The sequence below is a fragment of the Pseudorhodoplanes sp. genome (genome assembly GCA_032027085.1).
Taxonomy (GTDB): domain Bacteria; phylum Pseudomonadota; class Alphaproteobacteria; order Rhizobiales; family Xanthobacteraceae; genus Pseudorhodoplanes.
Genome location: JAVSMS010000001.1, coordinates 1,202,678 through 1,216,234, shown reverse-complemented (window position 1 = coordinate 1,216,234; position 13,557 = coordinate 1,202,678). Strand labels below are relative to the sequence as shown.

Sequence of the window (13,557 nt, the reverse complement as noted above, 5' to 3'; positions counted from 1 at the left end):
CGTGGCCGTCGACACCATTCCTTCCGCATCCGAACTGCCTGACGTATTCAGTCGCTGGTTTGCCAGCCGCGGCTGGCAGGCGCGCACGCATCAGCTCGAATTATTGAAACGCAGCCGCGCGGGCGCGTCTGTGTTGCTGATCGCGCCGACCGGCGGCGGCAAGACACTGGCGGGCTTTCTGCCGACACTTGTGGAATTGCATGAGCGCGGTGCGAAAAGCGAAAGGCTTGTCTCGGCCGGCCGCAATGTCCGCCGTGCCGATGGCCTGCACACGCTCTATATTTCCCCGCTCAAGGCGCTTGCTGTCGATATTGCGCGCAATCTTGAAGCGCCGGTCGCGGAGATGGGACTGCCGATCCGCATCGAAACGCGGACCGGCGATACGCCCGTTTCCAAACGGACGCGGCAGCGCCGCGATCCGCCCGACATTCTGCTCACGACCCCGGAGCAACTTGCATTGCTTCTCGCTTCAGCCGATGCGCCGTTTCTCTTCGGCACCCTGAAGCGCGTTATTCTCGATGAGTTGCATTCGCTGGTGATTTCGAAACGCGGCGATCTTCTATCGCTCGGCCTTGCGCGCTTGTTCAGTCTCGACCCCAGTCTGCAAACCATCGGCTTGTCAGCGACGGTTGCCGATCCGCAGGAACTTTGCCGCTACCTGATGCCGCAACCCGCTGGCGGAGCCGCCTTTGCCGAACTCGTCGTTGCCGCCGGCGGCGCCGAACCGCACGTGACCATGCTGCGGCCCGGCGAATATGTCCCCTGGGCCGGCCACACGGCGCGCCACGCCTATCCGGCCATCTACAATCTGATCAGGCAACACAAGACGACGCTGATCTTCGTGAACACCCGCAGTCAGGCGGAAATGATCTTTCGCGAATTGTGGGACCTCAACGAGGACAGCCTCGGGATCGCTCTGCATCACGGCTCCCTCGACGTCGCGCAGCGCCGCAAGGTCGAGGAAGCGATGGTCCGCGGCCGGTTGCGCGCGGTTGTCTGCACGTCCTCTCTCGATCTCGGCGTTGATTGGGGCGACGTCGATCTCGTGATCAATGTGGGAGCTCCAAAGGGCTCCTCCCGCCTCCTGCAACGCATCGGGCGCGCCAATCACAGGCTGGACGAGCCCTCGCGGGGAATTCTGGTTCCAGCCAATCGGTTTGAAGTCCTGGAATGCCGGGCGGCGATCGATGCTGTCGCCGAACACGCGCAGGATACGCCGCCCTTGCGCAGCGGCGCGCTCGACGTGCTGGCGCAGCATATCCTCGGCACGGCTTGCGGCGAGCCTTTTGATGCCGATAGTCTGTTCGCCGAAGTCCGAAGCGCTCTTCCCTATACCGGACTGGCGCGCGCAGACTTCGATGCTGCCGTCGATTTGGTTGCGACCGGCGGCTACGCCCTCAAGGCCTATGAACGCTACGCGAAGATCAGGCAGGACAAATCAGGTCGCTGGCGGGTGACGCATCCTCGCTTCGCGCAGCAATACCGGATGAATGTCGGCACGATTGTCGAATCGCCGATGTTAAAAGTGCGGTTGGTGCAGTCTCGCTTCAAGGGCGAAGGCCAGTCCGGGGCCATTCTCCGCGGCGGCCGGGTTTTGGGCGAAGTAGAGGAATCTTTCGCGGAAATGCTCAGCGCCGGCGACACCTTCGTCTTTGCCGGTGAAATCCTGTGCTATGAGGCGATGGTCGAAAACGAAATCTATGTTTCTCGGAGCAATGCCTCCGATCCGAAGGTGCCATCTTACGCTGGCGGGAAATTCCCGCTCTCGACATATCTTGCCGCACGCGTGCGGGCTCTGCTGGCGGATCCAAGGCAATGGGATGAACTCCCTGAGCCCGTGCACGAATGGCTGGACGTCCAGAAATGGAAATCGGTTCTGCCCGGCGCCAACGATCTTCTGGTTGAGACCTTCCCGCGCAGCAACAAACATTATCTGGTCTGTTATCCTTTCGAGGGGCGGCTCGCCCATCAGACGCTGGGCATGCTGCTGACGCGTCGCCTCGAGCGCGCGCGGATGCGCCCGCTCGGCTTTGTCGCCAATGAATACGCACTTGCGGTCTGGGGTCTCGGCGATATTGGCCATGCGGCCGTGCGTGGCGAGCTTTCGCTCGCGGCCTTGTTCGCTGAAGACATGCTGGGTGACGATCTTGAGGCTTGGATGGCGGAAACTCCCTTGATGAAACGCAGCTTCCGGCAATGCGCTGTGATTGCGGGATTGATCGAGCGGCGATTTCCCGGAAAGGAGAAAACGCGGCGGCAGGTCACGATTTCCACCGACCTTGTCTACGACGTTCTGCGCAAGCATCAGCCGGATCACATCTTGCTCCGCGCCGCCTGGGCCGACGCCGCAACCGGCCTGCTCGACATCAAGCGGCTTGGCGAGATGCTGTCGCGCGTCAAGGGACGAATCGTCCATAAATCGCTAGAGCAGGTCTCGCCGCTGGCAGTGCCGGTCATGCTGGAAATCGGCCGTGAATCTGTTTATGGCGAAGCCTCAGATGCCTTGTTGGCTGAGGCGGCGGACGATCTGGTGAAGGAGGCGATGCGTGGCCGGAACGGCGGCAAATAGGACGATCCCGCTGAAGGGCGAGAATATGGAACTCGCCGGCGCGTCCTTATGCGCCGACCTGTCCGGTGCGCTGTACTGGCCCGAGCAGAGGTTGCTGTGCGTTGCCGATCTGCATTTTGAAAAAGGATCGAGCTTCGCACGTCACGGTCAATTTCTGCCTCCTTATGATACCCGCGCGACTTTGGCTAAGCTCCAGCAGGTGATCGTGCGTTACGATCCGCGCGTTGTTGTTTGTCTGGGCGATAATTTTCATGACGGCGACGGCGCCGGTCGCCTGATTGAGGATGACCGGCGGACGTTGCTGGCGCTGCAGCGCGGGCGCGACTGGATATGGATCGCAGGTAACCATGATCCCGATCCTGCCGTCGGCATCGGCGGGCGCTTCTGCGATCAGATCAGGATTGGCAACATTGCTTTCCGGCATGAGCCGTCGGCGCATAGCGAAGAGGCTGTCATTGCCGGTCATCTTCATCCCGTCGCCCGAGTGCTCACGCGCGGCCGAATGGTCAGCCGCAAGTGCTTCGCGAGAAACAACTGGCGCATGGTGATGCCGGCATTCGGCGCGTTCACCGGCGGGCTGAATATACGCCACAGCGCGTTCCGGACGGTTTTTGCCGGGGCCGATTTCGTGGCGCACATGCTTGGCACGACGCGCCTGTATGCAGTGTCGGCCGTGCGCTGTATTCCCGATTAAGGCTAATCGCGCCGGAAGACAATCGAGGCGAACCAGCCGGTGAGCAGCGCCATCAATGCGGTGCAAACTCCATAGATGAAGCCGTAGTCGCGCGCGGCATTGGCCACGAATTGCTCAACGCCGACCTTGACCACCTCCAGGGCGGACGCCGTGCGCGCGATATTCGTGCCATCTGCGAACAATTTGACCTCAACCTCGTAGCTGCCGACCGGCGCTTCCGCCGGCAGCCGGATGCTGGCGCGGAACAGATTGGGCGTAAGGAATGTTACGCTGTTGGGCTCCTCGATATAAAGCCCGCGTTCCTTTTTCAGGCGGATTAGCGCATCACGAAACAGCAAGTCAGTCGGTTGCATCGCTGCCGTCTGTGGCAGCGGCACATTGTCCATGCCGATGTCGAGCCGCTGTTGAACGCCGAGGCTTGCGATCTCATCCAGCGGCCTGTTGCTGAGTACCGCGAGATAAGACGGCGCGCCGACGAAGGTGCGGGATTGGGCATTGGCCCAGATGCCAAAAATTCGGTCCTTCCGGCGGGTCACGAGAGTCTGGCGTGGTCCGATAACCGTCACGACAAGATTATATCCGCTGCGCCGCGGCACGGTCGCGGCGTCGCGTTCGACCGAGCCGAACAACACGAGCTCCGCTCCCGCAAAACTGGACGACACCAGAACCTGATGGCTGCTCAATGACGAGATCAGCCGTTCCGCGAAGGCGATGCCGGATGCGCTCACCATGACGGCGGCCAGAGCGGCAATGGCAAACGCGCGGGTCATGTGCTGCCGTCCACGACGCGGATGGAGAACAGCTCGTTGGGCTGCGCCAGCAGATCGATCGCGAAGCGCAGGCCGACGCTCAGCACCAGAAGTCCGAGCAGCAGCCGCAACCGTTCCGGTTTCATGAGCAGGCCGGCCCGTGCGCCGAACTGCGCGCCGGTGACGCCGCCGACCATCAGGATCAGCGCCAGCATGACGTCCACGAGATGATTGGTGGTGGCATGCATGATGGTCGCCGATCCCATCGTCACCAGCGTCAGCATCGTCGATGTTCCGATGACGGTCGCGGTCGGCACCCGCAGGAAGTAGATCAGCATTGGGACAAGGAGAAACGCGCCACCGATGCCCATGATGGCCCCGATGAAACCGATGATGAGGCCGATGATCCAGACCGGAATGGCCGAGACGTAGATTTTCGAACGCTTGAACCGGATTTTGAATGGCAGGCCGTGGATCCACGTGTGGCTGCCGGGGCGGCGGAGGACCACAGGCTTGCCCTGATACGTTCGTGCAATGGCGCGGATCGCCTCGACGATCATCAATCCGCCGACCGCGCCAAGCAGGATGACGTAGGCCAGCGCGATCAGCAGATCGAGCAAATCGGCGGATCGCAGCCAGGTGAACAGCCAGACGCCGAGCGCCGTGCCGACAATACCGCCCGCGAGCAGCATGACCGCCAGCGGCAGGTCAACCGCATTTTTTCGCCAATAGCTGATTGCGCCTGAGGCCGATGAAGCCGCGATATGGCTCGACACCGTTGCGACCGAAACCGCCGGCGAAATGCCGATGAAGATCAGGAGCGGCGTCATCAGGAATCCGCCGCCGATGCCAAACATGCCGGAGATAAATCCGACCGCAAGGCCCATCGCCAGGATGAGAAAAATGTTAACGGGCAGATCGGCGATCGGAAGATAAATCTGCACGGACGGGCCAGCCGGTTGAGAGCGTTAAAAACATCCAACGCAAAGCGGCAGACTTACGGCGCGCGGTCATCCTGCGCTGCGTTGCGGTCATCCGTACAGCATGGTGCTGAAGAGTCGATGAATTTGTGGCGCGCCGGCCACTAGATCTAGATCAGGAAGGCGTGAGCCGCAGATCCAGATCAGGAGGGCGTGACCCGCAGATCCAGATCAGGAGGGCGTGACCCGCAGATCCAGATCAGGAGGGAGTGACCCGCATCGGAGATCCGGGCTTTTGCTTTTTCTCCGGACGCGGGCTGCTGGCGGGGCGCGGCTCCCAGCCTCCGGGCGGGGCCTTGACGCCGACCGCCTCGTCCGGCTGCGGCTTGACCGCGAAGGTCTGCACCGCGAGCTTCGCCGCCATCAGCGATCCCTGGTCGAGCCTGGCGGCGACATCGTCGCGCTTGCTCGCCGAATCGCGGTCGCCCTGGTTGGCGGCAAGGGCAAACCATTTGTAGGACTCGGCCAGATTTTGCTCCACGCCGACGCCGCGGGCATAGAGGATGCCGAGATTGTGCTGGCTGTCGGCGGTGCCATGTTCGGCCGCCTTGCGGAACCAGCCCGCCGCGGTCTTGTAATCAGGTTTTCCGTCAATGCCTTCGGCATAGAGTACCGCCAGATTGTGCATGGCCTTGGCGTTGCCCTTGTTGGCGGCCGCGACATAGAGCTTGCGCGCGGTCTCCAGGTTCTTTTTGACGCCCTGGCCTTTTTCGTACAGGCCGCCGAGGCGGAATTGCGCGGGTGCAAGGTTCGCCGCCGCAGCGCGTTCCAGCCAGCGCACGGCCTCGGCGGTGTTTTGGGGAATGCCGCGGCCTTCCAGGTAGCGGATGGCGATCTCGTATTCGGCGCCGGCATCGCCGTTGAGGGCGGCTTCGCGCAGCGGGGCCGGCAGGCGGTCGGGCAGCGCGGGCCGGTTGTCGGCCGGTGTCGCCGCGGGCTTTGCAGGAGCGGGACGGGAGGCGACCGAGCCGGTAATTCCGGGATCGATAACGGGAGCAAGCGCCATATTGGCCGGCGCAGCCGGCTTGTTCTCCGGCAGAAGAATGCCGGAGGGGGGGACGAGGGCCGGCGCGCTCGCGGACTTCGTGCGCTCTTGCTCCTCTTCCTCGGCGAGCATCTTTTCCTCGATGCCGGGAGGAGGATCGGTGAAGACGACGCCGATCTCGCCCTGGTTGGCCGGATCAAAGATCTTCATGGCGACATGCATCGACGCGATCACGGCGATCACGGCGCTGCCGCCGACGATCAGCGCACGGACCCGCTGACCGATGCTTTTGCGGGATGCTTCGGGTTGCTCGTCGTCTTTCGCGCCGGATGTGGCGGGCGCGGCGGCCTGCGCCGCCCGACGCGCCGCAGCGATGAAATTGGTCGGGCCGGCATCAGCGGTAGGCATGCCAGGCGCCAGCGCGGCTTCGGAGGCGGCGATGCGCTCGGCCGCCGAGGGCTTCGGCCGCATGCGCGGCGCGCCGGAGCCCGGCTCGAGCGGGAAATCCGGCGGCAGATTGGGATTGATCGGCTGCCGTTCCTGCGCCGGGGGCATGGGGCGCGGCTTTTCGCGCGGCTGCTCCGCCACCGGTGCCGGATGTGGGCGCACGGGAGCCGGCGATACCGGCGGCAGAACCTGTTGCTGTAGCGGCAAAGATGGCGCGGAGGCGAAGGTCGGGGCTGGAGCGGCGGCTTCCGGCACCGGAATGCGCGCGGGAGGCGGCGCCGGCGGCGGGCTGACCGGCTGCGCCGGAGGCGGAGCGGGCTGCTGCGGCCCTGGCTTCACGCCATTGGCCTGGAGGCCGGATTCAATCGTCGCCAGGCGATCGACCACCAGTCCAAGCGTGCCGTGCAGCGCTTCCAGCGAATCCCGCGTGCGGTCGAGATCGTGCTTCAGATGGCTGGCCGCGTCAGGCCGCTCGCCGCCCTGCATTTCGTCGATCCGCGCCTTCAGCTCGCCGAAGCCGCGCTCGATGGCGCCAAGCACCGGAAGATCGGCGATCTTCTTTTCCAGCGAGGACAGGGCTTCCGGCCCAAAGCCGCTGCTGTTGCCGGCGACACGGTCGATCTTGGCCGCGAGGCCGCGGACCTCTTCCGACAGGCCCATCAGCGTGTCATTGGAGGCGACATGCGAGACCACCCCGCGCAAGGCGGTGATGGTCGCCTCGAGCTGCTGGAATGCCGCCGGATCGTGGTGCGACACGGCGATCTGGTCGATTTTCGCGGCAAGGCCGCGCACCGCCTGCTCGAAGCCGACCAGACTTTCCGCCGGCGTCAGGGTGCGCAACGCCTCGCGCACGTCGGCGAGGCCCCGCTCCATATTCGCGATCGTTGCCGGGTCGACACCGGCCATGCGGCTTTGTTCGATCTTGTCGGCGAGACTGCGGACGTCCGCTTCCAGCGCCTCGAGCGCGTGGCGCGGCATCGCCTCCATGAGCGTGCGGCCGATCTCGGCCAGATCCTTGCGGAGATCAGCGATGGCCTGGCTGAAACCGTCGTTGCGGTTGAGGTTTTCGATCTGCGCGGTGATGCCCTGCAGCTGACGCTCAAGGCCGGACAGGTCGAACGAGGGCGCAGCGGCCTGCGGAGGCGGCGCGTAGGCCGGGGCGGGGGGCGGCGCATAGGGCGGCGGCGCAAAAACTTGCGGTGCGAGGGGCGGATAGGCCGGCGCTGAAAAGGATTCGGGCCGCGGCATCTGCGGCTGAGGCTGAGGCTGCGGCTGCAGCGGCGGCGCGGCCGGATCGACCTCAAGCGCGTGCTGGCGCGCGGAGATTTCGGCGACCGCGCGGTCGAGATCGGCGGACCAGTCCGGCTGCGGCTGCAATTGCGGCGCCGGCATGTAGGCCGGCTGCGGCGGCAGGGGCGCAGGCATGGGCGCATAGGCCGGCGGGCCGTAATCGGCCGGCGGATAAGAGGCGGGCGGTTGCCATTGCGGCGGCGCCGGACGAGGCGGCGGCGGCGCGTAAGCCGGCTGCTGCGGCGGATAGGGTGCGTAATGCGGCTGCTGATGCGGCTGATGATGCTGTTGCGGCGGGTAGGGCGGCGCCGGCTGATGATGCTGGGCCGGATGATGATGCTGATAAGGCTGCGGAATTGGACCGCCGGCTTGTTCGATAATGGCCTGATCGAGCCATTGCCCGACCGGAATTCCCGCCCGGCGCGCGGCTTCACGTGCGGTGTCGCGGACTTCCGGCCGCACACCTTTCACGTTCCACGGGACGCGTTGCCTCATGCGCTCACCCAAAACGGCCGGCGGGGGCAGACCCGTAAAAGAGCTGATGGAACCGGCACTTGTTAACAGGTGGTGGCAAAGCGCAGCGGTCCCGTCCCCGAGCCGCCACTTTGTTCGCGGTAGGGTAAACAGCGGGTTAAATTTTGCGGCTAACGCAACAGAAGCTCCCTTTAGAAGCTCCCTTTCCCTGAAAGGTGGAGGGCTCGGGAGGGGTCATGCCGCAGACCCGCACCCGCCCGCCGTCACTTCGCTTTGGCGGACGACCTCCCCCTTGCAGGGTGCGGTAACGAGAATGCAGAGAGCTTGCAGTAAGCTTCTCAGATTCGTTTCGAGTGCCCGGGGGATTGAAATGCCGAGCTACACTGCGCCAGTCGAGGATGTGCTGTTTCTGCTCAACGATGTGTTCCACATCGAGCGGCAGAACAATCTTCCGGGCTTTGCCGACGCCACACCAGATGTAGTGGAGGCAATGCTCGTAGAAAGCGGGAAGCTCTGCAGTGAGGTGCTGTTTCCTCTCAATGCTCGCGGCGATGCTCAGGGATGTACACGCCACGAGGATGGACGGGTCACGACGCCGGACGGTTTCAAGGAGGCCTATCGGCAACTCGTCGAGGGTGGCTGGATTGGACTGTCATGCCCTGTGGAATTCGGCGGGCAGGGACTGCCGGCGACGCTGACCACGGTGGTCAACGAATTCCTGGCCTCCTCCAATCTCGCCTTCTCGATGTATTCCGGCCTGATCCAGGGCGCGGTGGCCGCGATCGTCACGCATGCTTCCGACGAGCTGAAGCACAAATTCCTGCCGAAGATGATTTCCGGCGAATGGGCCGGCACCATGAATCTCACCGAGCCGCATTGCGGCACCGACCTTGGCCTCTTGCGCACCAAGGCGGTGAAGCAGGCGGACGGCTCCTACAAAATCTCTGGCACCAAGATTTTCATTTCCGGCGGCGAGCAGGATCTCACCGACAACATCATCCATCTCGTGCTGGCGCGCATCGAAGGCGCGCCGGCCGGCACCAAGGGCATCTCGCTCTTCATCGTGCCGAAAGTGAATGTGAATGACGACGGCTCGCTCGGGCAGCGCAACGGCGTTTCCTGCGGCTCGATCGAGCACAAGATGGGCATTCACGGCAACGCCACCTGCGTGATGAATTACGACAACGCGACCGGCTTTCTGATCGGCGAGGAAAACCGCGGCCTCAACGCCATGTTCGTGATGATGAACGAGGCGCGGCTCGCGGTCGGCCTGCAGGGGCTCGCGCTCTCGGAGGTCGCCTATCAGAACGCCGTTGCCTACACGAAGGAGCGCCTGCAGGGCCGCGCGCTCACGGGACCGAAATTCCCCGACAAGCCGGCCGATCCGATCATCGTGCATCCGGACGTGCGGCGTACGCTGCTCACCATCCGCGCCTTCAACGAGGCGGCGCGCGCCTTCGTGCTCTGGGCCTCGCTGTTCGGCGACATCGCGCACCGCTCGAGCGACGCCAAGGAGAAGCAGCACGCCGAGGACATGATGGGCCTGCTCACCCCGGTGGTGAAGGGCGTGCTCACCGATCTCGGCTTTGCGAACGCGGTCTCCGCGCAGCAGATGTATGGCGGCCACGGCTACATCACCGAGACCGGCGCCGAACAATTCGTGCGCGATGCGCGCATCCCGATGATCTATGAGGGCGCGAACGGCATCCAGGCGCTCGATCTGGTCGGCCGCAAGCTGCCGAAGGACGGCGGCAGAGCTCTGCAGGCCTTCTTCGCCGAGGTGCAGGGCTTTCTGAACGCGCACAAGGATGACGAAGGGCTGAAGCCCTACATGGGGCCGGTCAATGTCTCGCTCGGCCATCTCCAGCAGGCGACCATGTGGTTCATGGCGAACGCGATGACAAAGCCCGACAATGCCGGCGCCGGCGCCACCGACTACATGCATCTCTTCGGCCTCGTCGCGCTCGGCTATATGTGGCTGCGCATCGTGAAAGCCGCGAACGAGAAGCTCGCGGCAGGCGCGGGCGGCCGCGAGCAGGCGCTCCGCAACAAGCTGATCGTCGGAAAGTTTTTCGTCGAGCGCATGCTGCCGGAAACGGCGGCGCATCTCGCGCGCATCAGCGCGGGGGCGGGGAGCGTGATGCAGATGGCGGCGGAGGGGTTTTGACAGGAATCTATGCGAAGGGCGCGCTTTTGAGAATTTGAGGACTTTGTGTGACTATGGTGCACCAACGTTTTGCCCGTGTGAGGGCATTGTAGAGTAAGCGCCTCTTATGCTCTGTGTCTCCACCGACTTGGTATGGCCATAGAATTACAACGCCTTCAAACTCGCGGTTCTTTGCTTGTTGAATTGTGAGAGCCACAAACTCACTTTCCATTCCGTAGTGTTGGCGACGTATGTGAACGTGACGTGCAATTTGAGCCTCAATTTCAGTCCGAGTGAATTCGGTTCGTTTTGTGGCGTTAACCTCTAGCTGCGCCCAACTTCTAACACCCCGTGCAATGCTACTTTGTCCCAACTTTTCCAAGGCAGATAGCGTATCGCTTATGGACGCGGTGTCTGCGATTACAAGCTCGCTATTGATTGCTGCAACCTCGTCGGCTTCGGAATTTTCCCAGCGAATGTTGTACGGCCCATTCTGGTGCTTTCCGCAGGGCTGCTGCTGAACACGACGTACAACATTGCGCGCAAAGTCTCCTTGTAGCGCGGGTGTTATTACAGCGACCTGTCCGGTGCCGCGCCATGCTATCGCATTTGCGAGATAGACGGCCGCCATTGGAACGCCTTGCGAAGGAAAAATCCTTAGATTGCCTGCCGCTACAGGAGCGTTACCCGATCGGATTGCCGTGGCCGCAGCAAGTAGTGCATTAATATTAGTACGCCGAACTTGGGTCAGAACTTCAGGCCGACAAGCTTTGTGAAGCCATTTCGTTGCTGGATTTGGGCGCAGTGTTGCGTCGAGGCACTGGAATTCGTCGGCAGCTATAAGAGTTGTTCCTGCTCGCGCTAGCGCACGAATAATTCTAAGGCGCTCTGGTTTGAGGTCTTGCGCTTCATCCACCACTACAACAGGAAAACTTGTTCGCATCCAGCTTCGTACCTCTGGCTGCTCCAATAAAATTCCGGCTACGTTGCACTGGGCGTCATATTGCCCTTCGTTAGGAATTGTAATTCCACGCGCTGACAGAAGGGTCCGCCATCTTTTTATAATTCTCTGTGCTACACTGTCTATTGTAGCGCATTCGCAGCGGCTTCTTACATTGGGGACTTTACGAACTCGGTCATTAAGTCTGCGACGTGCTCCGTGCATGAAAGTTAGCGCTAAGACTCGCTGCCCAGATTTAAGAGGCGTTTCCTTGATAGCTTCCTCAAGGGCTGCCATCAGTCGTGTAGTTTTCCCAGTTCCAGCCGCCCCCTCAACGGCGAAAATCGTCATGGCTTAAAAACTCTGACAAGGAGCTCCTGTGTTCCTGCCGGAGCGAATAGAGAATTTGGACGACCAAGCGCAATATCAGCAACGGCGTTTAACAGTGATAATGCGCGGGCTCGGCAAGAGGCTAACGATCCTATGACGCTAGCAATCGTTTCGTAAGCGATTTGGTCCTGCTTAAGGCCATGTGTTGTGCGATTTGTAGATTTTAATCGAGAAACGAGATCGGCGACTGTCTGAGGTGCCGGAGATATGGATTGCCTTAATAGCGCGACTGCGCCCGACGAATCGCCATCAAGAATCCATCCGATGGTGTCTTCAAAGGTCCATGATGCTGGCCAACGCAAGATTACCGATGGCGGGGCTGCAGCCTTTGCAAGGGCATGCGAGTAGTTCAGGCCCTCCTTATCACCGTCCACAAGGGCGACGATTTGAGGATGTATTTTTGCCAATTCAGCGATGGTTGCCTCTATTGCGGCATCGTGGGTCGGTATGACTCCAACTTCAGAGCCGAAATGACAATCACCTGCTGGACTCCAATCCTGACGCAAATCTAGGATGCGGGTAAGCAGGGTAACTAATTCGTAGTCGATGCGGCCTTCAGGAACTAGCAACGCATCGTGCATCAGGGCTTCTATCGTCTGAAGCCGGTTGATTTGAAAAAGTTTTCGCACCGAGTTGGGCGTACTCGACGGCAGTGCGTTATCTAGTAGTTGTTTTGTCGATAAAGTTCCATTCTTGTTGCGGAGAATAATTAGAGCTTGCGGATCGGCAAATGCAGCGAGCATTGGAGAGTGTGTTGACACAAATGTTTGTGTCGAAAGGGATTGGATTCTGTTGATTAGGCTGCGTTGTAGAGGTGGTGGAATATGAAGCTCGGGTTCTTCTAGGGCCATCCAGAATTCTTCTTTGGCCGCGGCTCGTCGCCGACCAAATTGTAGCAATAAAAGTAGATGCTGAAGTGAGATCAGGCCATTTCCGTGCCGCCTTGCCGGAATAGTGGGTGAGTCATTCGTATGCCTATAGTGCGGTACTACAGCATCAAGAAGTCCGTCGCTGTCGGTTGATGTGATTCTTAGTTGGAGTGAAGGCGCATTCGGAAAAAATCTGGCGAGTTCTTCATTTAGCTGTTCAACGATCGGGGAAAGCTTGGGATCCTGCTCCAACGGTTGTTGTGGTGCTCGTAGACGGTTGCGTTCTACTAGAACCGAGTCTGCTGGTTGTCCATCTCCTGACGAAACCACGCGGCGGAAGAGTTCAGAGCCGAACGATACTACGCGATCCCACGTTCGATTAGCGGGAACCAAGAAGAAACCGAGATCACGAATTAGTCGGCTCGGTAGGGGAGTTGTCGATTCTTCTGTAAAGACATCAGCGATATTGTCGTCGTCGTGGAAGTATCGAATGGTTTCGACTTCCAGAGAAGGGCGATCAAAGCGAGCACAGAAGCCTACCTGACAAGCGAGCCGCCAGGTTGCGGTGTCACGTGTAGCAGATAACCTTCCTGTTAACGGATCCCACCACTTTGGAACGCCGCGATCTTCCCGAAACCATTCTGGATGTTCGGCTGGATCGTCTTTCTCAAAATCGATAATGGTCGCAACGAAGTTTATGCGATCGGCGGGCGCAGGGTCGCTACCATAAAAATCGTGCTCTGTTAGAGAGCGGACCATGCGGTCGCGCCCAAAGAGTAAAGCCAATGCTTCTATGATTGTTGTTTTGCCACAGCCGTTACCGCCTACGAATACAGTGTGGGGACTAAATTTAATGTGAGCCTGTCTAATGCCGCGAAAATTCTCAATGCGGAGTTCTGCAATGCGCATGCAGTTTGGTCCGTCGATGAAGACGTAATTGTCAACTAATGGTATCGTGAAATGGTCGTATTGCAAATGCGCGCAACCGCGCCGCTGACGTGATGCGACGCAAAGCAAGCGTGCC

Annotated in this window: 8 protein-coding genes; 3 read left to right on the top strand and 5 right to left on the bottom strand. The window is 61.0% G+C overall.

Annotated features, from left to right (window positions below):
* Nucleotide 1 precedes the first annotated feature (1 nt).
* Nucleotides 2–2,569, top strand: a complete 2,568-nt coding sequence (locus tag RO009_05895) for a ligase-associated DNA damage response DEXH box helicase (protein MDT3684558.1) — start codon at nt 2–4, stop codon at nt 2,567–2,569.
* A 25-nt stretch (nt 2,570–2,594) separates the two neighbouring features.
* On the top strand, nt 2,595–3,263 hold the full coding sequence (pdeM, locus tag RO009_05890; GenBank protein MDT3684557.1) for a ligase-associated DNA damage response endonuclease PdeM: 669 nt from the start codon (nt 2,595–2,597) through the stop codon (nt 3,261–3,263).
* A gap of 2 nt (nt 3,264–3,265) precedes the next feature.
* On the opposite strand, the gene RO009_05885 is transcribed toward pdeM, so the two are convergent.
* From RO009_05885 to RO009_05875, 3 genes are all read right to left on the bottom strand, one after another.
* Nucleotides 3,266–4,033 carry a TIGR02186 family protein gene (locus RO009_05885; protein MDT3684556.1) on the bottom strand — a complete coding sequence of 256 codons (768 nt, stop codon included), beginning with the start codon at nt 4,031–4,033 and terminating at the stop codon, nt 3,266–3,268.
* Nucleotides 4,030–4,956, bottom strand: coding sequence for a sulfite exporter TauE/SafE family protein (locus RO009_05880; GenBank protein ID MDT3684555.1), 927 nt, complete (start codon nt 4,954–4,956; stop codon nt 4,030–4,032). The genes RO009_05885 and RO009_05880 overlap by 4 nt, the downstream gene beginning before the upstream one ends.
* A 235-nt stretch (nt 4,957–5,191) precedes the next feature.
* On the bottom strand, nt 5,192–8,209 hold the full coding sequence (locus RO009_05875; GenBank protein ID MDT3684554.1) for a hypothetical protein: 3,018 nt from the start codon (nt 8,207–8,209) through the stop codon (nt 5,192–5,194).
* 349 nt (nt 8,210–8,558) lie between these two features.
* Here RO009_05875 and RO009_05870 point away from each other — a divergent pair, with 349 nt between their 5' ends.
* A complete protein-coding gene (locus tag RO009_05870) occupies nt 8,559–10,355 on the top strand; it encodes an acyl-CoA dehydrogenase C-terminal domain-containing protein (GenBank protein MDT3684553.1) in 1,797 nt (598 codons plus the stop codon).
* A gap of 7 nt (nt 10,356–10,362) precedes the next feature.
* Here the strand turns inward: RO009_05870 and RO009_05865 are convergent, their stop codons facing one another.
* Together RO009_05865 and RO009_05860 are read right to left on the bottom strand one after the other, a co-directional pair.
* Nucleotides 10,363–11,625: an ATP-dependent helicase gene (locus tag RO009_05865; GenBank protein ID MDT3684552.1), complete on the bottom strand. Its 1,263-nt coding sequence runs from the start codon at nt 11,623–11,625 to the stop codon at nt 10,363–10,365.
* Entirely contained in the window at nt 11,622–13,442 is a 1,821-nt protein-coding gene (locus RO009_05860; protein ID MDT3684551.1) for an AAA family ATPase, read from the bottom strand. The genes RO009_05865 and RO009_05860 overlap by 4 nt, the downstream gene beginning before the upstream one ends.
* Between the last annotated feature and the right edge of the window lie 115 nt (nt 13,443–13,557).

Coding starts and splice junctions, on each gene's coding strand:
- pdeM (MDT3684557.1), top strand. CDS start 2,595: ATGGAACTCGCCGGCGCGTCCTTATGCGCCGACCTGTCCGGTGCGCTG.
- RO009_05885 (MDT3684556.1), bottom strand. CDS start 4,033: ATGACCCGCGCGTTTGCCATTGCCGCTCTGGCCGCCGTCATGGTGAGC.
- RO009_05870 (MDT3684553.1), top strand. CDS start 8,559: ATGCCGAGCTACACTGCGCCAGTCGAGGATGTGCTGTTTCTGCTCAAC.
- RO009_05860 (MDT3684551.1), bottom strand. CDS start 13,442: ATGCGCATTGCAGAACTCCGCATTGAGAATTTTCGCGGCATTAGACAG.
- RO009_05865 (MDT3684552.1), bottom strand. CDS start 11,625: ATGACGATTTTCGCCGTTGAGGGGGCGGCTGGAACTGGGAAAACTACA.
- RO009_05875 (MDT3684554.1), bottom strand. CDS start 8,209: ATGAGGCAACGCGTCCCGTGGAACGTGAAAGGTGTGCGGCCGGAAGTC.